Raw genomic sequence first — 22,575 nt, 5'->3', positions numbered from 1 at the left:
ATTCATATCGAAACCATTATTGCACGAACCGATTTATTAACCAAAAACTAATCCATAAGCTATTGCTAATACAATTCATTGACAATGAGACATTTAAAATCAAAAGTTAATAGATAACGAAAAGAAACATTAATACAGGTGGAAAGTGTTTAGCTATCTATGAAAAATAATAAGTAGCCAAAGTGTCTTTTCAAAGCAGCGCGTGCATCATTGCGCCAATACCCAGCAGAGTGATGATGGCCCCAACCAAATATAAAGGCGCTTTGTAACCGAGTGCAACTTCGCTCTTGATGAGCCTAGGGAACAAACTTCCACTGGTATACAGTAAGATCGCAGCACCACTAACAAACAAGATCAAACCATCGATAGTACTCGAAAAATCCATAGCTCCCTCCAATCGCATTTGAAAAAATTAAGGTAACCCTAAATTTGATGCTTTGCACGGTGTATAGCTACGCCACCTGCAACACCAATAGCGACACCCGCACCAATTGGGATCCCAATATAAGCGAGTAAACCAAATGGCATCCCGATCGCCAATCCAATAATGCATCCAATGCTGCTACCTGCAGCTACGCCCTTGCCAATATAGTATGCCTGAGTAGGTTTAGTTCGCTCATTACCCGATTGTGCACTCATGAGAAAACCCTTATTAAGTGTTACTAATTGACTACACTGTATTGTCACCATATTTAGTGCAATGTTGTCAACGAGGTTTAAAACACAACTTTAAATCAAAGTAACAAATGGATGTAGTAAATAGCTCGATGAATATCCCATAAAAAGAAGTTACTGCTTCTTCTGGTTCAACAATGTATGTTTAATAAACACACCAAACCCAATACCAAGTGTATATGCTGCTAGATCGCTCACTTTAAAACCAAATCCAAACACCAAGGCACCAAGTTTGGTATGCCTTATTGTGTTTAACCAGTCACCTTGATAAAGCTGAGAGAACTCAATCGAATAAGCAAACAATAATGCCATCATAGCTAACTGCATATTTGTAAACTTGGGCTTTAATGAGCATATTAACCAAAACACCATTAGCGCCCACAAAAAATCCCCAAGGTAAAGATGGACCCACTGAGGAAAATCCACCATGCTCGATCTGGTTAGAAGCCCAAGTGACATAGTTAATATAGTTAAAACTAAATAAAGCCCATGCAACTTAACTTTTTGCGCTGTTTTAAACTCCATTTTTTACTTAATCTCCTGATTTATATACTGCTAATTCAGATTTAAGGACATGATTATACCACTATCAATTTCACAAGACGCACCATAAAAATCACGGTTCGGAGTGTTTAACTAACCAATCTAAACATATTTGCCAAAGTACTTCTGATCTGCAGCTGAAAAACTTCATATGGCCAATTTCTTTCAAACCAAACTCTTTAGGGTTTAAAGTTAAAGTTTCTGCTTTCATGTTAGGACTTACAGACATCATATCCCGCACATTTTTATCATTTGCAATAAAATCATCCACGGCATTCACCCACAAAGCGGGAATCGTCAGCTCTGAAAAGTAGTGCTTGTCTATGGTTTTACCAAATGCAGTTTTGACATAGCCTTTTCCATTACACCAAGTACGCCACTGTTTTGATACAGCTGAAGGCAACGGCTCTCCCATGCCAAACCATTGAGACTTTGTATGGCCAAAAAGTAAATTAGAAAACGGAATAAACACGTTCATAAAAAAATGTGACTTAACTTGATCCCGCAACTTCATATTAAGCAACCGACCCGACGAGCTCGCAACATTAAACATTGATTTGAGTTTCAATGCGTTAGATGCCAAACCAATTAACTGTCCACCAGCACTGTGGCCAATTAAATGATAATTGGAGTCGGGAAATTCAGATATCAGCGCTGCAATGGCGGCTTGTTGATCAAGCTGCCCCCAACTTTGTAATGTCGCATCATGATCACTGACATTACCTTGTAAAGATTGCCCTATTCCACGGTTATCATAGGTTAAAACACCATAGTCATTGGCAGCCAAAAACTCTGCAAATGCGGTATAAAACTGTCGCTTTATCCCAGTAGCAGGACCAATTAAAACGGCTCCTCTCAATGTACCTTTGGGTAAAAATACAGTTGCGGAAAGTCGGTATTTATCCTCTCAGTGCACTGTGATTTCTCGACATACAATAAATGGCATAGTTGCAATAAATGAAGGAATATATGCTTATAGCTTACAACTGGTATAACCAGTTAGCAAGCTACAAAACCCCGAATTAGAGTTTTAACTCTAAACTTGAGAGAGATAAAATACTAAAGTGTAAACATGTCTGTCTTTGAAAGGCTGCTAATCACTTGGATAAGCATAAAAGTCCACTTTCAGTTAAACATGACGTGCGTGCTGCACACCATCCAACCGTTTACTCCAATTGCCATTATGCTCAGCGGCACATGCCTCTTCGGTATCAAATAAAATGCGCTTTGTAACACCTTTAATCTTGATGTTGTGTGCTGTTAACTTGCGCTCAATCGCCGACTTAAACCCTGTACCTTTATCGTCGCCCATTGCCAAGTTTAAGCTCTCTTGATTATCAAAAATACATACGACTGTTAAGCTGTCGGGAAAGTTTTGAAAATTAACCACATGCGTTAACCACTCAAACCCTTTATACACTTTCAAAGCATCCTCACACGCTTCTGTCAAAGCAGCAACAATGGCCTTTTCTAATTTTTTATCTGATTTGCGCATAATCTTGGATCAACCTCTAAACTACAGCCGAAGCATTAAACACAATGGAGGCTAATCATCGAACTGATATAAAATAAACTGGCGACATCTTAGCGCCGTTTAATCTCAATGTTAAGTGCTGCCTCTCACCCAGCTATACAAGCAGCCCTTATACATGCTCAATTTTTCAACTTCATTATAAATAGATACAAGATTGTTATTTCGCAGTTAAATCAGAAGTCACACATTTGTCATAGCAACAACAAAATAAAGCCCAATCATTTATGCAAATAATCTCAAGCACGAATGCTTTATTATCATCAATCCCGACCTTTGATAAATATCACCTATAAATACCACCCCACACAATTAACAAACACTTAATAAAACGTAAACGTAATTAAAACATTCCGTGGGTACTATTTTTCCGTCAACAGGCGATAAATCATAAACTCTCTAAATTTAATAAGGATAAAAAAATGAAAAAATTACTTGCTGCACTTGCCCTAACGGCTCTATCTACCTCAGCAATGGCAACAACTGCGACAATTTACTCGTATGACCAAGTATTAAACGCACCTGAAGTTGCAGACTCTACTATATACGCACATGTTGATGTGGTTAAAATGGTGTCAGTTTCTGACTTCGATTTTGATAACAATAATGCGTTACTAATCCCTGGCGTACAGTATGATGAGCATGGCTTCATTTATTATACAGGCGAAGGAAGTCAACCTCGTGAAGTTTTATCAGGTGACGTTGTACTTAATCTAGAGTGTAATTTTAGTAAAGAGCCTGAGCATGCGGGCTTTAAAGGTATGACATCTATTGCTATTACATTAGAGCCTGGCGCAGAATATGAGCTATACGCTGTGCATGATTCAAAAGCAATGGGATGGTTTGGCGCGCCAAAAACAAACTTTTACCGCTGTGTACCGGGTATTAGAAAGCGCTAATTTCAAATAAGTCCTGTTGAATAAGCTATGAATAAAGGGAAAGTAATTATTTTCTTTCCCTTTATTCAGCGGTCACAAGTGATCCAAATAAACGACTCAAAACCATCAATATAAGATGGAAAGCAAAATTAACTGGTTGTTATTTATACTGACAGTTAAATAGGCTACTCAGCCTACCTGTTAAAAATACGCGTTGTCAGTATGCTCTAACTTTAAATTGTTCAAGGAACACACTTTGAAATATACAAACCAATATTTACAACTTTTCTTTTAGTTCTTTAATTTTTGCAGCAAATTTGTCAGTCTCATCATAACCGGTTTCTTGTGAAAGTGTATAGGCTTGCTCATATACTTTTATGGCTTCTTTCACTTGTTTGTTTTTTTCTAGGGCTTCTGCCAACCATACATAGTTTTGTGGGTATTTATTCATGATATAAGCTTCAGCATTACGCCTAAACACCGTGACAGCACCTCCATAGTCCTTCTGCTTCATCAGCTCTAAAGCCAAAGGCACATATATTTCTTGAGGCTGCTTCGCTGCTTGACCGTATTTTTTCATAATGCCCGCTTCATGAGCTAAGAATTTCTCACTGCTAAAGTCATCCATGATCGCCTGAGGAAGCCTCATGTCCGAAAAGATAAATTTGAGCGCAAAATAGTTGTTAAGCAGTGGTGCCGACATATGCCCTTCATCATCAAACTCTTCATGTTTCCAACGAACACCTTTAGGTGTCGTAGTTTCAAGCTCTTTGACAAATCGCTTCAACGAATGGCGATTACCATCTTCTTTTCCAACACCAAAGTACAATGCTTTATCTAACGTATCAGCAGCGCTTAAAAATGCTTTAAAGTCTTTCACGGGCTCTTCTTTATTCCACCAAAATGCGGGCCCCATCACTATGTAAGCATCAAATAAATCTGGCGATTCCATCAATGTATACGCGGCAAACAACCCAGCTAGGGAATGACCTTCTAACACGCTAAAACCGTTTGTTCTATATGTATTATTGATATACGGAATGAGTTCTTTGCTCAAAAAATTTAAAAAAGTTTTCGCTCCGCCACTCTCCTCAACACCAGTCATTTTTGTTGGGCTGAAATCCTTCATGCGGTTTTCACTTTTAATCCCAACAATAATACTGGGTGGCACGCTACCTACGCGCGTTAAAACATCAACACTCCCCACTACATGTTTCAAATTTTGAACACCATCCAGTAGGTAGATCACGGGGTAAGCGGCTTTTGATGCGTCATATCCATCCGGCAGAGATACCACTATTGTTCTTTGCTCTTTTAGTATCTTTGATTCAAATTCAAAGCTTTTTGCAATACTGACTTGCGATTGTGCATGTACGCTAAACTGCAACAACAGCAAAAAGATAAGGGCCACTCTAATCACTCTATATATCTCCTTGATTTATTTTTATTATTCCACCGTACCAATAAAGCCAAGTTGATAAGCTACTTAGTCCATTTTCAAAAGTCCCACTACTCACTTTTTTATATGAATCCAATAGAAAAACAATGAGCTTTAATTACAGTTACTTACTTATTTGATTTATCAAGTTTAGTGAACGTTCGAAGTATAGAGTCTAACTGCATGATAAAGTTCATTAAAAAATACAACAAACTAAATTTCAATGCTAAAAGCATATAGGATTGCTTTTTCCAAACGAAACTATAAAAGAGGAAAAGACATGATTACTGATATTGTGAAATATTAAATGCTCAAACAAGAGTAATAGTTTTACCCAGTAAGGAGTCATGGTAAGTTAGTTTCCTTACCATGCTCATATATGATTCTTAACTACCCTTTGAAGTAAGCCTCTTTCAACTTAGTGATAACTTGCGTACTGACCCAATAAATATTTGAAACAGCATCTGGTTCGTTATATCTGGCAAAAAATAAATACTGACCATCTGGCGACACTCTTGCAACAGTTTCTGAGTAAGGTGTATTGATACTTGTACCTAAATTAATAGGTTTGGACCAACTACCATCAGCTTCCTTGAAGTAGACAAATAAATCACTGTCTTTTCTCGCTTCATCGTCACGATGTCTCGCGTTAACCAGCAAGTAATCTTCATTAGGTGATATAAAACCATGCAAACCAAATTCAATGTCCATCGGCTTAGCCTTTAAAAACTGCCCATTTTCTTTTTTTGCGGTATACATTCTGCGCTCTGACATATTGGTAAAAATCATATCGCCATCAATGCCCTGATTAAAATCAGAAAGTCGTCCAGTGTTAAGTGGTGATTCAAAACGCTTTGCTTCGCTTAGCCCTTCATCTTCTCTGGTAACATACCAAATACCAGACTCTTTAGAGTCAGGACTTCTGCCAGTAAAGTACACTCGCTCTTCATTTAAACTTGCGTACGGAACGAGCTCATACTTCATCTTTCCGCCAGTAAAACCGGCTTCTTTGGGCTTTGTCCAGTGCCCGTTCTCGATTTTTGAATACATGATTTTAGGGCTTGTATCCACTCCTTCAATCACATCTAATGCTGTAAAGTACATCTCTTTCAAATCAGGAGAAAAAGAGATGCCAAACTCATAACGCCCTTCAATTGACACCGTATTTGCTGCAAATACCTCTGGCGTTAACCCTGGTGTTTGTTGGCCGAACCAATCCCCTTTAAGCGCAGGAAATGATGCGGCTACACTCACATTGCACATCATTGTCGCTGCAATACATATCACACTTGAAATTGATTTAATTTTATTCATGGCTTTATCCTTTACTTATTGTCACTCGAAATTCGACTTTGGTTTCCAAGTTTGCTTTGCATATTGTTTTACCACTCTGATCAGTCGCACTAATGCGAGTGTTTACCTAAAAACAAACAGAGCAGATTTAATTTTTATTTATTATCAAGCAAGTAGCTCTCAATTCACTGAAGCCAATGTACCAACTTTAATCGATATGTGGTGTAAACTAATGTAAAACGTGAAAGCGCTTTCACGATGAAACAACATTAATAGATGTCTGGGCCGAGCCCGTCATTGCAGAAGAGATATGAGACAAAGAGAGTATAAACAAATGTAAAGTAGTCGATTCTTAAAGTATCGACCTAACAATAAAACTGACTTGAAAAATCTCAGAGCCTTCTATTCATAAGTAACAAAAGGCATAAATATAAAACAAAACGCTTTGTTGTCGAGCATGGGTTTCAAAAGCGTCTTTAAGTACACTATAAATTTATGATACATGAGCGAGCCTTTAAACCTTGTTTAAAATACCCAACACACCAAAAAAAGCAGCAATAGGCACAACTGTTGCGGCATCAATTGCAACGGCAACAGGTGTCACGACGATTTTACCCGCTTTAGTGACGCCACTTTCAGGTGTCCCAATCACAACATAATGATCATCCGCTAAGGTTTGAAAAGGGAAGTCTCCTTCAACATCGTAGCGCTTGCCTTTTAAATTAAACTCAAGCGCTACATTGCCATACTGATCTAATGGGATGTTATTTACCTCGAGCACTTTCTTATCTGCAACCCTATTAGACACTAACTTAAGTGTACCTGTGATCTGGTTGTTCGTGTCGATTTTGAAGCCACTATACGTAGGAATGAATTCAATATGTCTGCTTACTTCTAATGAACTTGTCAGTAAATCATCAGCCTCAAAAACATAGCTGTATTTTGTGCCAGTAATTAACAGCAACTGTTTATCTTTAGCCGCGTAAAAACCGGTAATCTTCTCTTGATAGCTGGGCGCCTGCCATAGTTGCGAAGTACAGCCAGAAAAAATCACCAGTACAAATATGATAAAACTAAATTTCATTGTTCAATATCTCCCTATATATTCTTATCCAACAGCAGGTTGCCCTTATTTAAATAAAATCATTGTGTTATGTAGTGTGCCTAGCCTGCTCTCAAAGCCAAGATAGAATCAATATTATCTACATCTTCAAACTGACGTAGTGTCTCACATTGACGCTCGATAGCTACGATTGACATCCTGTCAGCAAGTTCATTACCTTCTATGCCAACATGCCCATTGACGTGATGGACCTTAACCTTACTCGCAATTTTTTGATAAATCTCAAATGCCGGTTGAATAATATCTAAATTCTTGATCTCACCATCGGACTTTGTCCAACCTTTTTTTTGCCAACCCATGGCCCATTTAGTAATACAATCAATCGCATATTTAGAGTCACAAAATATTCCAACAGTGTGCCCTTGATCTAAATAACTAAGGGCAACCACCAGTGCTTGCTTTAACCCTCGCAATTCAGCCGTATTGTTTGTACCAACCGGCTGATAAAATCCATACCAAAGCTCAGATAATTGATTGCTATGATAAATAGCAAGCCCAGTACCCGCTTCGCCTGGGTTCGGATCGCACGCACCATCAGTAAAGATTTTAAATTCATATGGCATAGTATCGATTTGCACTTGCGTCAACGGCGCTGTTTTTGGTGCTTTACCACCTTTACTTGCCGTACTTTTTTCACTTTGTAAATTAGATTTTTTACCAAACGCGGCTTCCGCTTCTGCTAATGACGGAAAAGACTTAAATCGAGCTCCCGCAAAGCCATCAACCAAAGACTTGCATTGTGCCCATGTTGTAAAAATTCCCGTTTCTCTGCCCTTCCAAACAACATAATATTTTTTAGCCAAACTTCTCTCCTAGCGCTCATAAGGTGCAGGCTCCATTGTAGAGTATCTCAACGAAAAAAAATTAATATATGCACGAGTAGGTGAAAAAACAGCGATTACTTAAACTATAAGGACAACAATTACACAAAAATGCATAAAGGCGCTCAATAGGCGCCTTTATTCAACTAACAATATACTATGACTTTTAACGCTTGGGTCTAAGATCATCAATGACTTTGGCATCTACCCACATAATATCCGAATCATCTTCGCTAAATTTTCTGTTGAAGAATAAGTATTTTCCATCAGGAGACACCACAGCGCCTGTATCTGGCCCAGGCGTATTGATTTTATCTCCTAAGTTAATTGCATCGCTCCATATGCCGTTTTCTAATTGAAAACTCACATACAAGTCAGTCTTACCATAGCCGCCTTCTCTTTCACTGTCCCAAATAATATAGCTTTCATCTGGTGCTACAAATGGATGCGCGGTCCATTTTCCTGAGTTTATCTGCTTGCCAAAAGCTTTTGGTGCCTCGCGTTTGCCATCAATCAAACGGGAATATCGAATTGTACCTTTAACCTCGCGCTCATCAAAAACATACATACCCTTGTCTGATACGCTGATCACCATAATAGGTATCGATTGAAATGCCTTGCCAATACTTTTTGGTTCAGACCATTGAACACCTATGCGGTCACGATAGGTTCTACCCGAGTACATCTTCATGCCATCAGCAGAAACAGCGCCTCCGACACCTGCTGGCAACACTTTTTCATGCCATTTCCCATCAATCAGTTTAAACATCAATTGTGTACTGGTTCGAGCCTCACGATTGTTTCTTGTAAAGTAATATTCAGTCATGTCCGGCGTAAATCTGCCTGTCCAATCTCGATGCTCCTTAGATACAATACCCGGCGCGAAAATTTCTGGCGTCTCGCCAGGTGGTGTTTGCCCAAAATAAGGGCCCGTAATATCTTTGGCAAATCCAGTAGCGCTAAATATTAAACTTGATAAAAGTAACGTGATCGAATGAGAGTAAAGCTTCATTGTTTTTTCCTTATTATAGGCGCAATTCGTTATCTCATCGAGGCCAAACTCGATTAAGCAAATTCAGCTTATGCACTGCAAAAAAGAATCGCCTTACGTCTTGATGATTTCTCATTGATTTTTCCTGAAAATCAGAGTGGATCACACAAAAAACAATAATAAGCATTAGTATCAATTGGTTAATGATTTAGAGCTGTAATAAAGTGGAAACTAGTATGTTGAATTTTAAAAGCTATTCATACAATTAGACGAGCTCTCTTAGGTCAAACCGACTTAATTATCTGAGCTTCCAGTCAATAACTTTTGTTATCAAGTCTCCGTGTTTTCGCGAAAAGAAAACCGCTCAAACTAACTGACTCCGCCGCGATTAAGCTATTTAGTCACTTATGATTTTTATGAAAATCGCACCAGACACGTTATAAATATGCTGAAGCACAGTGCTTAACTTGAGCAATCTGAATGTGTAACAGCACGACACATTATTAAAATAAAAAGTATAAAAAACTGAACTTAGCAACCAATCCAAAACTTTATGCCGATAAAAAATTTATAAAACGCCTGTTTTCATCAAACTTTATCCCATTTATTGAAGTAAATATAAAATATTTCATTTCATTATTTTTCAATAGCCAAATAACTCAATCGCATTATGATTGATGTGCAATTATTAAACAAAAAAGGAAATTACAATGAAACTATCACTTAATAAAAAAAGTATGAAAAGTCTTACTAAAACAAATAAAAACCTACCACAAGAGCTAACCGACAAAGTTGCAGGCGGGTTCAGAACGGATTGGAGAGACTGTACGGGTACAACTTATGGCTGCCACTCATTTGGTACTTGTCACTCAAGGCTTTGCTAATAAGTAATCAAAGATAAAAAACGATGCTTACCTTGCCAAAAGTAAAGGTACGCATCGTTCATATGGCAATCAGGCTTCACCTTTACTTTTTTGCTTTACTTTTTTGCTTTACTTTTTTTCTTTATAAACCGGATACTTCTAAAAAAGTATAAAGAGGCAAGAATAGTCAGTATGTAATAAGGCACATCAATAGCATAAATTAGATAGCGCTTCACCCTATCCTCTAACAATATCAGCATGATTACTTCAAGAAATAGCGATATTAAAATTGAAAGAGAAAAAACTTACAACCATTTTCAATCGCGACAAACATGTCTGCGCTTTCACCTTGCGAAAAATTTTTTAACTTTACATATAACACCACAAAATACCTGACAAAATTACTCCCAGCGAAGTATCCACAGCTGAGGCTTATGAAATATCTATGAATACAGATCCCATAATAATTTTCCTCTGCTTCTAGAAAAACTGATCACAATACAGCTATATAAACAAATTAGCCCAACATCTTAGAACATTTCAAACTAGAATAACCAAAACAAAATCAATCCTTTTTACCTACTCACTCGTCGAATTTAATTCAAAATAACTATTTCTCGTGTTAGATATGCTAAGTGCTAGCAAAAAAAATATGAGAAAGGATATGAAGAAAATAACAAAGAAAATAGGGCTATCAATTTTGTTGATGGGTTTTAGCTATAACACGTTGGCTTCATCAGATCACATCAAACTGCTCAAGCAAGTTGAGTCCAAGGTCATTGATTGGCGACGAGATATCCACCAGAACCCCGAACTGGGCAACCGTGAAGTGCGCACAGCTGCGCTCGTCGCAAAGCATTTAAAATCTTTAGGGATGCAAGTCGAAACAGGCATTGCCTACACTGGCGTCGTCGGTTTTTTAAAAGGCGCAAAGCCAGGACCAACAGTCATGCTACGTGCGGATATGGATGCGCTCCCTGTGACAGAAAAAACTGATGTGCCCTTTAAATCAACAAAAATGACAAATTATCAAGGCGTCGATGTCGGTATTATGCATGCTTGCGGCCACGATACACATGTCGCAATGTTAATGGGTGCAGCTGAAGTGCTCAGCGGTATGCAAAGCGAGCTTGCAGGTAACGTCATGTTCGTCTTTCAACCGGCTGAAGAAGGTGCCCCAGAAGGAGAGGAAGGCGGAGCTGAGCTGATGTTAAAGCAAGGAATATTTGACAGATATCAGCCCGATGTGGCCTTTGGTTTACATATCACATCCAAGCTCAATGTCGGCCAAATCGGCTATCGAAGTGGTCCAACGATGGCCAGTGCCGATAGGTTTGAAATTACAGTGACCGGAGAGCAAACGCACGGCTCCACACCTTGGGCTGGCGCAGATCCCATTGCGGCCGCCGCTCAAATTGTATCTGGAGTCAATCATATTGTGAGCCGACAAATTGATATTACCAAAGAGCCTGCAATCGTATCTTTTGGCAAAATCTCAGGCGGTGTGCGTAACAATATCATTCCTGAAGAAGTAAATATGATAGGGACAATTCGCAATTTTGATATGGAAAATAGACAGCAGATCTTTGATAAAATAACCCATACCGCAGAGCACACGGCAAAAGCCTCTGGCAATAAGGCCAAAGTCGTGATTAAAGAAGGTTACCCTGTCACCGTCAATGACCCATTACTGACTGAAAAAATGCTTCCGTCGCTTGCAAAAGTGGTCGGCGACGCGGGGCTCATTAATATGCCGAAAGTGACAGGCGCCGAAGACTTCTCATTTTACGCCATGGAAGTACCTGGTTTATTCGTGTTTTTGGGGGGAACCCCGAAAGGCACGCATCCTAAAGATGCACCAAGTAACCACTCGCCTTACTTTTTTGCCGATGAGTCAGCCTTTAAATTAGGTACGCGCGCACTCACTGAGTTTGCCCTTGATTACTTGTCGCAATCGAATTAACCACTTGATATAAAAAGCCGAGTGAGTGCAATAAGGATTTAACTGCACTCACCCTTTTGAACTATTTTACTCAGCACAAATTCAATTAACTGTGTTTGTTGTTTTGTAACAACGTATCCAGCTTGGCCTCAAGACGTTGAATGTCCTCTTTTGTCGCAGAGGCGCCCTCTTCTTTTTCTTCTTGTTCATGCATAACTTGCATTGCGTCGACAATAATACCAATGAAAAGGTTTAGCACCGCAAAGCTCGTAAAAACAATAAAGGGAATAAAGAACAACCAAGAATAAGGGAACAGCTCCATTGTCGGCCTTACAATACCCATTGACCAACTCTCTAACGTCATCACCTGAAACAATGTGTACGAAGACGCGCCAATACTGCCAAACCACTCTTGCATATTCGGATCAGGATGCTGACCAAATAGCTTGGTGGTTAATACCGCAGAAACATAAAATACAACTCCTAACACGCCTACAACTGATGCCATACCAGGTAACGAATGCCCCAAAGCCCCTATGACTTTTCGCATCTGTGGCACAACTGAGAACAGGCGTAATACTCTGAGAATTCTGAACGCTCGTAGCACTGATAACGCGCCACCAGCAGGTACCCAAGAAATTGCAACAATGATTAAATCAAAGCAGTTCCAGCCCGATTTGAAAAACTGTATTCGATAAGCAATTAGCTTTAACACTAATTCAAAAGTGAAAATAAGTAAGATGACAGTGTCAATTTTGTGCAATAAGTCAGCATTGCTCTTGCCAATATTGGTGGTTTCTAAGCCTAAGGTAACAGCATTAAACAAAATGACTGCTATCAAAAAGTTTTGGAACAGCTTTGCTTCAACTAAAGCGGTTATTTTAGACATCATATTTTTAAGCTCGACATAACTAAAATTTTATTAAAAAAGAAAAGACATCATTTTATTTAATTTAAGCATTGTCAACAATAAAGTATTGAAAAAACAGCCTAAAATTCAACCGCATTAAATATTTAATTTTATAGAACCCAGGCATTTACACAATGCAAACAAGTCGGTAACTTATAATCCCCTTATGATACACTACATTAAAACAAAGCGACTTAAGTGATGGTATCGTTAAGCTTTTATGACGTTAAAAGCTAATGATGTGAGCATGGTAAAGGTATCATTGGGGGCCCATACAGCCAGAAATGACTGAATTGTATTGGTAATGCTATAAGAACTGTTAAATATAAAAATTTACGGAACAAAATACCAATTAAAAGGGCACTATATTTTTTAAATATGCATCTAAAGTCAATAAAACCAAACAGCAACTGAGTTGAAATAATAATTTAAAAGGATTGAATATGAAACTTAGCCTAAATAAAAAAAGCTTTAAATCCCTAAGCCAAGATAATAAACAGCTTCCAGTTAACGCAACTCCAGAAGTTGGTGGTGGACGCCTTACAGATAATTGCACCAATCACTGTGGCTCTGTCAAAGCACAAACATGTGATACATTACTATATACAAATAAACAGCAAACAGCCTGCTGTTGGACTGCTATGTGTTAATGTGATTTTATTTAACTAAAATAAATCACGATGTGATGGTTAATTTTAAAAGCCATCACTTTATAATTTTAATAGCAACTAATCACCAAATACTACTGATTTTATAATTAAACCACTAAACAATAGCACAACTACTGCGCCAGATATCACCACTAGTGCAATACAGCTTTTCATAACCTGACTCCTAGTCCAACTTGCTTCAATTTTAGTTAAAGTAGCTTCTACAAAGGATGAAAACGCTCAGCCCTCAGTACGAAAGCTAATATTGACTCGCAAACGCTTAATACCATCGGCTTGAGTATACTGAGTTGTTCAAACAGGTTTCCTCTTTTGTGAGTACTTCTTATGACCCCCTTTTCACTGCACACAGTTTTAATTTTACCTATAAATAAAAACAACGAGGACTCCTTTCAAAATCCTAAAGTAACGAGCAGACGTATTTTGCTCATAGTTTTGACTACTAACTATACCTAATCACACACTCACGATAGCAACCAATAAAACTTTAAGATCATCTGTTAAAACAATGAAGTATGAAAGCTTGAAATAAGGAAACAAAAATGTGTGGCTAAATAATGTTCTTATATGAAGAATAAGCTCCTAAATTTACACAGCCACTGATAGTAACACTATCAGTAAGTACTTAAAAAACACACAGCCAAGGCACTTGCAAATTTAGCGCACCAAGTTTTCTAAAAGTAAAACGTGCTACCTAGGCCGTGTAATTTACTTATTTAGATTGGCTCTAATTAAAGTGCCTTTGAATCTTTAATAAATAGTAGCCCCAAGCGCCTACATACGTTGATGGACAGCTCACATGTCCAGAATAGTACTTAGTGAACGAATCTGAGTTTGGCGGCCTAATATGATCTGGAGCGCCGGTCTCAAATTCATACTTGCACAATGTGTATGGAGAACCTGATGCCTGAGCCGTTGATATCAGTGTACTTGCAGAGAATAAGATAACTGCCATACCCATAAGAGATAACTTCATATTTAATTTCCTTTTGTTTGTATTAAAAATATAAACTAACCGCCAACTGCTGAAAATTACAACAAATATGAATTGATTTATTTTCATTTACTAATAACAAGTTGAATTCACAGGTATTTAGGTTAGAAAGATGCTCATGGATAATTTATTTTAAAACCCGCTACCATTTAAAATTAATAATGGATTTGTGAATAGCTTTTAAATTATATTCACCAAACTCGACAAGCAACTACAGCTACGCATTTACTATAGAAGCCTGATTTAGCTCACTTATTATTGCGCACTCATATTGAAAACCATATCAATTCATGTCATAACTAAGTTCGTTGTCACAATCGTTAAGGATATTAATTATGACTAAGCACATAACTTTTTTAATTTTTATGGCGCTGATAAGTGGCTGCTCTAGTACAAAAGATACTCCTCCTGAAACAATCCCTTTAGTATCAGCGCTGTTTAGTGACAATACATTCGAGCAAGCACTTACGATAAATGAGCAAGAAATATTTACACTCCCTGCCCAAGAACAAGAGAAATTCTTAGACTATTTCAACAACGAACTCATTAAAGGGGTTAGAGAAGATAAGATCATTTTTAATTATCTTAAACAGCGTATCAACCAATTTACTTACGATGGTGATACCCTCACGGCAACTGAGTCATTAGAAAGAAATGAAGGTAATTGCATTTCATTAGCCATACTCACTCAAGCATATGCAAAACTTGCACAGGTGGATACGACGTTTATAGAGGTAGGCACAGTTCCCGTATTTAAAAAAAGTAATAATACCATCCTCATTTCAAATCATTTTCGTACCAAGCTACTAGCGCCGAAATCGAGTACTGACCCAAACATAATTGAAATCATTAGAGCAGGTACAATCGTTGATTACTTCCCTGCCCAAGACAGTTTTTTTATCGACAATGCAAATTATCATGACCTTGTTGCTAAATATTATGCAAACCGAGCTGTTGATGCATTATTGGAGGACAACTTTAATCAAAGCTTCAACCTGCTCAAGCAAGCGTTGAGTTACAAACCCTATGATCCTGAATTGATTAACATTGCAGGGGTGCTACATCGTCGCAGTGGTCAAGAAAGCCATGCTATAAGAATTTATGAATACGCAAAGAGCTATAACCTAACTAGCCAAAACTTACTTTCAAATTACCTTTCTATTGCCAAAAACCAAAATAACATCACGCTTGTAGAGCAGTTGGAGAGTTTACTTGATAAAACAGCATCGACACCGTTTGATAAGATTCAAGTTGCTCAAAGGTCTGCTCAAAAAGGACGATTTACCAGAGCAATTCAAGAGCTAAAAGAAGTCATCATTGAGACGCCCTACCTGCCTGAGCCCTATTTTGAATTAGCCCGAATTTACCACACCAAAGGAGATATAGAGAAGACAGATAAGCTACTTGCTTTGGCTGTTGAAAGGTCATCAGATCCAGAGAAGCGCTCTCTATTTCAAGCCAAGAGAGATACTATCCCTAAACCATAAATGCATGGAGTATTATTGATACTCCAGTGCTCTTTAAACCTCTCCTAAAACCCAGTTTTGTTTCAAAGATTAAATTGATGAGTTTTGAAGGCTGCATGGCCTTCTCCAGCTTATGCAAACTAATTATCGTTAAGTATCTGTATTTAAATCAAATTTCACCTTATATCACTAGACTAAAGCTATGTATTTCACTTTTTAGGGTTGTTAATAATACTAATTTATTTTTGTCTTAGGCTATTACTGAGTAACTGACAGACCGTATTCTGGTTTGAGGCATAAAAACGTTACAACAAGATCTAAAAAAACAAATACAAAAAAACAATTATTATATTCAAATAAATTGAATATAATTTTTACATAAAAAAGGCATGCTAAGCATGCCTTTTAAAGTCTCTAAAATACTAATTAAAACTTGTAAGAGAGTCGAACATAGCCAAAGCGCCCTATATTGTCATAGGTGCCTCCCTCAAGCGTAGTACCTGTGGTATATCTGATCATCTCTTTATTGAAGATATTATCTATACCCACTTTAACTGCCATTCCGTTGTCAAAATTATAACCACCAGAAATATCTGTTATAATATAGGTCGGCCATTCCATATGATTAGAAGGGTTGGGGTTCTTCTCTAATTCATCAGCACGGTAACGATTTGTTTTTTGGGTGTAACGTGTTTTCCAACTAGCAAAGAAGTTATCATAATTATAGCCAATATCTAATGCCCCCGCCCAAGATGGTTCTGTATCTACACCAGCATACTCTTGAAATTCAGTCACATCTTCTTGGAATGGGTAGTCCTTTCGTTCAATCAAGCGTGTTGCCATTAGGCGAGTTTTAAAGTTACCAAAACTTGTCTTGAAATCATAATTTACTTCAAAATCAACACCTGCTGATTCTTGCATAGCAATATTCAAGGCTTTATTTTCAATAAGCGTCAACCTGCCATCATTCGCACGTGTAAGTAAAGCACAGTACTGGTTATCAATGCTGCCAGCATCAACACAACGGGTCACTATTTTCTTAGAATCAATAAAGTCTATCGCATCTTCTAATTCTATATTCCAATAATCAACAGTAAAGGTTAGACCATCCACAAAACTAGGTGTAAACACAGCACCGACGGTGTAACTTGTAGACTCTTCGGGAACAAGCTCGTCATTACCAGACTGTTGACCTCTGACCCTAGCTGAATCATATGAGTCATCAAACCCAACAGGCACGCCTAATGCAGTACAATTAGCTTGTCTTAAATCACGAGCCGCACCTGAAACCTGATTTAAGTTTTTAACTCTACATGGGTCATCAATACCATAAAACGTTTCACTAACAGCCCCGAATAATTCACCAATGTTTGGCGCTCGAATCGCTTCAGATAGCGTAGAGCGTAACCTTAGATCATCATATACCTGCCAATCTAAACCTACTTTCCAGCTCGTCACATCACCGACAGTACTATAGTCAGCATATCGACTTGCAACCTCTAAAGTCAGTGTATCAATCAGTGGTATATCACCTAAAAGAGGAATGGACGCCTCCACAAACACTTCTGATACATCATACTCCCCCTCATCTTCACCGAGAACATTAAAGAAAGTATCACCAGATTTAGCATTATCATCTTCTCTTTGACGACTCTTCTCTTCTCTATATTCAATACCAAAAGCAACCCCTACAGGACCGGCTGGCAGCTCATAGAAACCAGCATTAGCAAGACTTGCCCCCGCATTTAACTGCTCTAATTTAGTTGTACCTACAGATACCGTATTGACGTAATCAATAGACTCTTGGCTTGGGCGGTTATAACCCATAATATCCATTGGCACACAGCCGTTTGCACGAGCATTGGCATCTCGGCATACCACATTACCTGTATCGTCAAAGACTGCGTCTATTGCAGCCTGAAAGTTTGGTCTGACTAAGTTGTTATAATTCGCGCGTTCAATTTCAGTCACACCCGAATTGATGAATACTTCATAGTCCCAATCCTCAGCAACAATCCCTTCTAACCCAAAGACAAAACGTGTTGTTTCACGTGTACTAATTTCGAAACGGCGACCAATATCACCATTAAAACGATTAATACTAATAGCCGTCAAAGGATTACCTTCATCATCGAACGTTGAATCCATGATCTGGGCTGTTTGTGGGTGTAAAAATGCGTTGTCCCGAGAGAGTGTGATCCCTGAACGTGTATGGTAGCTTGGCTGCCCCCACCTTTCAGATTCAATCTTTGCAAACTTACCTTCAAAATAGAAAGAGGTCTCATCATTGATATCATAGTTGCTTTTAAAGTTGACAATATGCCTATCAAAAGTTGGCTGGACCTCTGTATATTTACGCAAGTTAAAATACTCGCAATCTACACATCCATATCCATCCAACTTATTATAATCCAGCTGCACAGGACGTGGAGTACCATCCTCATTGAATGTGTAATAAATACCACCCGCATTAAATACTCCAGATTCTGTTAGATTAAAGAGCCCAGCATTGTCATACATTTTTTCATCTGGATTATCTAAGTCATCAGGCCTATTCGAGTCTCGTTCAAAGTTAGTCAGCTCGCGAACAGCATAATTTGTAAATTCATTATCGAGTGCATTCAGTCTTGATTGAGTTGCAAATTCATAGGAGACACCAAAATTACCTTTTCCATCTAGAAAATCTTGGCCAAAAGAAATATTAAACTTTTGATTGTCATAATCAGAATTCGCTGCCTCACCATGTGTTGCAGAAACAGAGAATCCCTCAATCCTATCTTTAAGGATAAAGTTAACTACCCCCGTTACTGCATCAGCACCATAAATAGCAGAGGCACCACCAGTAATGACTTCGACTCGATCAACCCATTCAGTTGGGATAGTATTAGTATCAACCATAGATGAACCACCACTACTTGAAACATGACGCTTGCCATTTACAAGTACTAAAGTTCTATCAACGCCCATGCCTCTCAAGTCTAATACGTTGAGGCCGGAGGTTCCGATAAAGCGACCTGAGTTTTGCATACCGAATGTAGGTTTTAAACTTGGTAGTTTATTTAATGCTTCACCTATATTTAGAGCACCAGTATTAACTAAATCTTGCCCTGAAAGGACTGACACAGGGTTTTGTGCAATCACTCCTTCACGCATAATACGAGAGCCTGTAACTTCAATTTTTTCTATTGCGTCTTCATTTGCGTATGCAGTATGAGCAGGCACAGCACTGAGTGCACCTAAACACATCAATTTAACTGACATACTTATTGGGTTTAACTTACTCTTATTCCCCATAATTACTTCCTTTCTATATATAAAAACCAAACCAAAAACAAAAAACTCAAAACAGCCACATATTAATACCACAAAATCCATTATGTAAATAAAGAAACATAAAAATAAAATAATAAAACAAAAAATAAAGAAAAATAAATCAAATTAGATTCCAACAAGAACACAACAAAAAATAAACAGTAAAAACAGAGACCTAAAGTTACTAATTTTTTTTCAATCGACAACCAACCGTTCCTTTCAACTCACGTATCAGCAAGATAAGAAAACCACACACAAAAAACTTAAACACATAAAAATTATTGATGAAAAATTCATGACAACATAAGGTTATATAAGAAAACAACCAACACATATAACGAGTAAAAAATAAAAAATCATAAGCTACAAGTTCAGCATTTGGCTTAAGACGATAAAAAGCCTACCTTGTGAAAATATAGGTCTTTATTGATATAAATCATAAACATTTAAATCCCACAATAAAAAATATCGAATTTAAACTCCTTTTCACTTAACTTAGAATCAAAAATACCTATAAAATTTTAGATAGATTTTTATATGCTTAACTTTACACAACCTCATTAAAACCACGTTGCAAAAAATATAAGAATCAATCTTATATAATGTCCTATATCACATTAATCCAGATTAAACTTTTGGCGTTTAAAACACAGATAGTCGGCATGATCAAAGAAGCTGGATCGGGTGTGCCTGTACCGGAAATATGTCGTAAACATGGTGTTGGTCAAAGTACATTTTATAAGTGGCGTTCTAAATATGGTGGGATGGACGCCTCTGATGTGAAGCGTTTAAAAGAGCTTGAAGATGAAAATCGCAAGCTAAAAGGCATGTTTGCGACTCTCAGTTTAAAACATTCAATGCTTGAGGAAATCATCTCAAAAAAGCTGTGAAAACAAGCAGGCGCAGAGCTTGGGTCGAACATTTACGAGCACGGTTTGAGGTTAGCGTGGCATTTGCTGTAACGTAGCGGGTTTAGGTCGAAGCGTTTATTACTATAAATGCAAGCGGCCATCGGATGATGATGTGATTGATGCTTTGTTAGCGCTTGTTGAGCGGCACCCTAGGTGGGGCATGCCAAAACTGTTTAAACGACTTAAGCATCAAGGCAAAGTATGGAATAAAAAGCGTGTTGAGCGAGTATATAACATGCTTAAACTTAACCTTAGACGAAAAGGAAAACGCCGTTTACCATCACGCACACCGAAGCCGTTAAGCGCACCGAGCAAATACAAAGACTCGTGGTCGATGGATTTTATGAGCGATGCACTTAGTTACGGACATCGTTTTAGAACACTGAATATACTGGATGATTACAACCGCCAAGCATTAGCGATTGAGATCGATACAAGCCTGACAGCTGAACGCGTTATTCGGGTGTTGGATTTATATCTGTTTGAATCACTTCAGCAAGTTCGTGACATTACAGATGAATGGTTAGATATTTATAATTATGAACGGCCTCACGATGTACTAGGAAATCAAACTCCAATGAGCTATCTTAAGGCAGCATGATTCTACTAATGGGCTGTACTAAAGTTGGGGGTAGTTACACAATAACTACAGCAGGCAAAAGAACAACCAAAACGCATGCTGAACAATAAGTTTTATACAACCTACATAATAAACCATGCGGTTAAGTTATCTGTCATTGGTGAATTTATGAGTTACTAAAAATGAAAAGTGATATCTTTAATTATCACTATTCATGTTTAGTAGTTAAGCGTTAAGAAAATAACCAAATTAATAACTTATATGCTCGCCTATTCTGAGTTCTGGCTGCTTTAAAAAGTCCAGAACATTTAAAATATCAATCAAGCTGCTTTCTAATCTTTGGCATAATCCGCCTGCTAACGGGTACTGTATCGCCGGAGCTCAGTATCAAATTCCCACCACCTGATGGGAGCTTTTGAAGAGACTGTATCAGCTGCTTATTTACAATGTATGAGCGATGTATACGCAAAAATGTTGCGGGTAATCTTTCTTCCATGATAGTCAAAGTCTCGTTGTGCAACACACTGCGCCTATCTAATAGGCTGATTTCTACATAATCTCTCGCGCCTTTCACGAAGCAAATACTCTCACATGATATCCACTCGCTTTTGTCTGCAAGATTGAGCTTTATCTTAGATGGTGTCTGCTGCTCACTATACTCATCTAATGCCAGCTGTAACTGATCAGCTCTTTGCTGTGCAAGCTGCTTTTGAAATTGCTCGTGTTTATATGCAATTGCATGTTGAACAAAAAAGAATAACAAAAGCGCAGCGACAAAATAATAAAAATAGAGATCGAGAAATTGATTAGGGTTCACCGCAATTATGGTAAAAAATATGAAAAGTGCGCAGGCATGTTTTCTCGCATTTTCCTGCCTATTAAATACTTGAAAAGCTGTGATTAAAAAGCTGATACCAGCAGGCACTTGAATGGCGATCACGGTTTTGTCTTCTATCGTACTACCCAGATAAATAAATATAAACGTCAATAACATGGATAGGGAAAAGCAGCTCTTACGATGATTCTTTACAAAACCATCTATGATATATAACAGCAAACTCAGACCGCTCAACGTCCCCAGTAATAAAATAACCACCAATCGAATTTCATGATAAGGATATTCGTATGCGACTAAACCCCTTGACACTTCAGTCAACAATTGGAGTACCACCAGCAAAGAGAGTAAAGGAAGCCAAAAAGCACTTAGCCTTGGACTCGAGTCTTGCAACACCAACAAGCTTGAGAAAACCAAACCAATGATCAAAACACCTAACGGCACCAATGTGGGTAGATAGTGATGCAATACGATATCTTGAGGTGAGTCATAGTATGTAACTATCGCAAGCCCAATGGAGCGACTGATATCAAACGCTTTATGATGAGATGACAGTTTAATAACGATTTCATTCTGAGACTTCTTCAGCAGCCCTTTAGGTATATAGGTAACAAAGTCCATCACACCTGGCCGCTCTTCGTCAGGTTGAGAAGAGGGATAACCATTTCGGCCAATTAATTCGCCATTAAAGTAAAACTCAGCCGCCGCTTGGGCAGAAAAAAACAACCCAATTGGTTTATCGATAAGCTCAGGTGCGTCTATGTCAAACGTGGAGCCTATCCAAGTTACCTTATTACCCAA

General features: G+C 38.1%; 19 protein-coding genes and 1 pseudogene. 6 read left to right on the top strand and 14 right to left on the bottom strand.

Annotated elements, in window-relative coordinates:
* Window positions 1-190: 190 nt before the first annotated feature.
* The 5 genes from AC2CZC_RS15020 to AC2CZC_RS15000 form a co-directional block, all read right to left on the bottom strand.
* The gene (locus tag AC2CZC_RS15020; protein ID WP_484582408.1) at window positions 191-385 is read right to left on the bottom strand and encodes a hypothetical protein; all 195 of its coding nucleotides are present in this window, start codon (window positions 383-385) and stop codon (window positions 191-193) included.
* Window positions 386-423: 38 nt separating this feature from the next.
* Window positions 424-639 carry a hypothetical protein gene (locus AC2CZC_RS15015; RefSeq protein WP_484582407.1) on the bottom strand — a complete coding sequence of 72 codons (216 nt, stop codon included), beginning with the start codon at window positions 637-639 and terminating at the stop codon, window positions 424-426.
* Between the two features lie 150 nt (window positions 640-789).
* Window positions 790-1,104, bottom strand: coding sequence for a ribosomal maturation YjgA family protein (locus tag AC2CZC_RS15010; RefSeq protein ID WP_484584894.1), 315 nt, complete (start codon window positions 1,102-1,104; stop codon window positions 790-792).
* 187 nt (window positions 1,105-1,291) lie between these two features.
* Window positions 1,292-2,077, bottom strand: a complete 786-nt coding sequence (locus AC2CZC_RS15005; protein WP_484582406.1) for an alpha/beta hydrolase family protein — start codon at window positions 2,075-2,077, stop codon at window positions 1,292-1,294.
* Window positions 2,078-2,347: 270 nt separating this feature from the next.
* A complete protein-coding gene (locus tag AC2CZC_RS15000; protein WP_484582405.1) occupies window positions 2,348-2,713 on the bottom strand; it encodes a Fis family transcriptional regulator in 366 nt (121 codons plus the stop codon).
* A gap of 458 nt (window positions 2,714-3,171) precedes the next feature.
* On the opposite strand from AC2CZC_RS15000, the gene AC2CZC_RS14995 reads away from it, so the two are divergent.
* Window positions 3,172-3,648, top strand: a complete 477-nt coding sequence (locus AC2CZC_RS14995; RefSeq protein ID WP_484582404.1) for a hypothetical protein — start codon at window positions 3,172-3,174, stop codon at window positions 3,646-3,648.
* Window positions 3,649-3,904: 256 nt separating this feature from the next.
* On the opposite strand, the gene AC2CZC_RS14990 is transcribed toward AC2CZC_RS14995, so the two are convergent.
* The 5 genes from AC2CZC_RS14990 to AC2CZC_RS14970 form a co-directional block, all read right to left on the bottom strand.
* Window positions 3,905-5,047: an alpha/beta hydrolase-fold protein gene (locus AC2CZC_RS14990; protein ID WP_484582403.1), complete on the bottom strand. Its 1,143-nt coding sequence runs from the start codon at window positions 5,045-5,047 to the stop codon at window positions 3,905-3,907.
* 408 nt (window positions 5,048-5,455) lie between these two features.
* Window positions 5,456-6,379, bottom strand: a complete 924-nt coding sequence (locus AC2CZC_RS14985) for a hypothetical protein (RefSeq protein WP_484582402.1) — start codon at window positions 6,377-6,379, stop codon at window positions 5,456-5,458.
* A 493-nt stretch (window positions 6,380-6,872) separates the two neighbouring features.
* Window positions 6,873-7,442, bottom strand: coding sequence for a hypothetical protein (locus AC2CZC_RS14980; RefSeq protein ID WP_484582401.1), 570 nt, complete (start codon window positions 7,440-7,442; stop codon window positions 6,873-6,875).
* An 80-nt stretch (window positions 7,443-7,522) separates the two neighbouring features.
* The gene (locus tag AC2CZC_RS14975) at window positions 7,523-8,284 is read right to left on the bottom strand and encodes a ribonuclease H1 domain-containing protein (protein ID WP_484582400.1); all 762 of its coding nucleotides are present in this window, start codon (window positions 8,282-8,284) and stop codon (window positions 7,523-7,525) included.
* Window positions 8,285-8,468: 184 nt separating this feature from the next.
* The gene (locus tag AC2CZC_RS14970) at window positions 8,469-9,314 is read right to left on the bottom strand and encodes a TolB-like translocation protein (protein WP_484582399.1); all 846 of its coding nucleotides are present in this window, start codon (window positions 9,312-9,314) and stop codon (window positions 8,469-8,471) included.
* 689 nt (window positions 9,315-10,003) lie between these two features.
* Between AC2CZC_RS14970 and AC2CZC_RS14965 the strand changes: the two genes are divergently transcribed.
* Entirely contained in the window at window positions 10,004-10,177 is a 174-nt protein-coding gene (locus AC2CZC_RS14965) for a hypothetical protein (protein WP_155732025.1), read from the top strand.
* A 685-nt stretch (window positions 10,178-10,862) separates the two neighbouring features.
* A complete protein-coding gene (locus tag AC2CZC_RS14960; RefSeq protein ID WP_484584893.1) occupies window positions 10,863-12,119 on the top strand; it encodes an amidohydrolase in 1,257 nt (418 codons plus the stop codon).
* Window positions 12,120-12,204: 85 nt separating this feature from the next.
* On the opposite strand, the gene AC2CZC_RS14955 is transcribed toward AC2CZC_RS14960, so the two are convergent.
* Window positions 12,205-12,990 carry an ion transporter gene (locus AC2CZC_RS14955; protein ID WP_484582398.1) on the bottom strand — a complete coding sequence of 262 codons (786 nt, stop codon included), beginning with the start codon at window positions 12,988-12,990 and terminating at the stop codon, window positions 12,205-12,207.
* A 461-nt stretch (window positions 12,991-13,451) separates the two neighbouring features.
* Between AC2CZC_RS14955 and AC2CZC_RS14950 the strand changes: the two genes are divergently transcribed.
* On the top strand, window positions 13,452-13,658 hold the full coding sequence (locus AC2CZC_RS14950; protein ID WP_063364119.1) for a hypothetical protein: 207 nt from the start codon (window positions 13,452-13,454) through the stop codon (window positions 13,656-13,658).
* Window positions 13,659-14,403: 745 nt separating this feature from the next.
* Here the strand turns inward: AC2CZC_RS14950 and AC2CZC_RS14945 are convergent.
* Entirely contained in the window at window positions 14,404-14,652 is a 249-nt protein-coding gene (locus AC2CZC_RS14945) for a hypothetical protein (RefSeq protein ID WP_484582397.1), read from the bottom strand.
* Between the two features lie 353 nt (window positions 14,653-15,005).
* Between AC2CZC_RS14945 and AC2CZC_RS14940 the strand changes: the two genes are divergently transcribed.
* Window positions 15,006-16,157 (top strand): tetratricopeptide repeat protein, encoded by a 1,152-nt coding sequence (locus tag AC2CZC_RS14940; RefSeq protein WP_484582396.1) that lies wholly within the window; start codon window positions 15,006-15,008, stop codon window positions 16,155-16,157.
* Window positions 16,158-16,562: 405 nt separating this feature from the next.
* Here the strand turns inward: AC2CZC_RS14940 and AC2CZC_RS14935 are convergent, their stop codons facing one another.
* Entirely contained in the window at window positions 16,563-19,430 is a 2,868-nt protein-coding gene (locus AC2CZC_RS14935; RefSeq protein WP_484582395.1) for a TonB-dependent receptor domain-containing protein, read from the bottom strand.
* Between the two features lie 620 nt (window positions 19,431-20,050).
* Between AC2CZC_RS14935 and AC2CZC_RS14930 the strand changes: the two are divergent.
* Window positions 20,051-20,960 (top strand): annotated as a pseudogene (locus tag AC2CZC_RS14930) (IS3 family transposase).
* Window positions 20,961-21,255: 295 nt separating this feature from the next.
* On the opposite strand, the gene AC2CZC_RS14925 reads toward AC2CZC_RS14930, so the two are convergent.
* A complete protein-coding gene (locus AC2CZC_RS14925) occupies window positions 21,256-22,575 on the bottom strand; it encodes a LytTR family DNA-binding domain-containing protein (protein WP_484582394.1) in 1,320 nt (439 codons plus the stop codon).

The sequence above is a fragment of the Pseudoalteromonas sp. MMG033 genome (assembly GCF_057197785.1).
The sequence above is the reverse complement of the archived record's forward strand: the minus strand, read 5'-3'. Positions and strand labels throughout refer to the sequence as shown.

Excerpts from the sequence above, each read along its gene's own strand:
- AC2CZC_RS15020 (WP_484582408.1), bottom strand. The coding sequence starts at position 385 with ATGGATTTTTCGAGTACTATCGATGGTTTGATCTTGTTTGTTAGTGGT.
- AC2CZC_RS15015 (WP_484582407.1), bottom strand. The coding sequence starts at position 639 with ATGAGTGCACAATCGGGTAATGAGCGAACTAAACCTACTCAGGCATAC.
- AC2CZC_RS15010 (WP_484584894.1), bottom strand. The coding sequence starts at position 1,104 with ATGGTGGATTTTCCTCAGTGGGTCCATCTTTACCTTGGGGATTTTTTG.
- AC2CZC_RS15000 (WP_484582405.1), bottom strand. The coding sequence starts at position 2,713 with ATGCGCAAATCAGATAAAAAATTAGAAAAGGCCATTGTTGCTGCTTTG.
- AC2CZC_RS14995 (WP_484582404.1), top strand. The coding sequence starts at position 3,172 with ATGAAAAAATTACTTGCTGCACTTGCCCTAACGGCTCTATCTACCTCA.
- AC2CZC_RS14985 (WP_484582402.1), bottom strand. The coding sequence starts at position 6,379 with ATGAATAAAATTAAATCAATTTCAAGTGTGATATGTATTGCAGCGACA.
- AC2CZC_RS14980 (WP_484582401.1), bottom strand. The coding sequence starts at position 7,442 with ATGAAATTTAGTTTTATCATATTTGTACTGGTGATTTTTTCTGGCTGT.
- AC2CZC_RS14970 (WP_484582399.1), bottom strand. The coding sequence starts at position 9,314 with ATGAAGCTTTACTCTCATTCGATCACGTTACTTTTATCAAGTTTAATA.
- AC2CZC_RS14965 (WP_155732025.1), top strand. The coding sequence starts at position 10,004 with ATGAAACTATCACTTAATAAAAAAAGTATGAAAAGTCTTACTAAAACA.
- AC2CZC_RS14960 (WP_484584893.1), top strand. The coding sequence starts at position 10,863 with ATGGGTTTTAGCTATAACACGTTGGCTTCATCAGATCACATCAAACTG.
- AC2CZC_RS14955 (WP_484582398.1), bottom strand. The coding sequence starts at position 12,990 with ATGATGTCTAAAATAACCGCTTTAGTTGAAGCAAAGCTGTTCCAAAAC.
- AC2CZC_RS14950 (WP_063364119.1), top strand. The coding sequence starts at position 13,452 with ATGAAACTTAGCCTAAATAAAAAAAGCTTTAAATCCCTAAGCCAAGAT.
- AC2CZC_RS14945 (WP_484582397.1), bottom strand. The coding sequence starts at position 14,652 with ATGAAGTTATCTCTTATGGGTATGGCAGTTATCTTATTCTCTGCAAGT.
- AC2CZC_RS14940 (WP_484582396.1), top strand. The coding sequence starts at position 15,006 with ATGACTAAGCACATAACTTTTTTAATTTTTATGGCGCTGATAAGTGGC.
- AC2CZC_RS14935 (WP_484582395.1), bottom strand. The coding sequence starts at position 19,430 with ATGGGGAATAAGAGTAAGTTAAACCCAATAAGTATGTCAGTTAAATTG.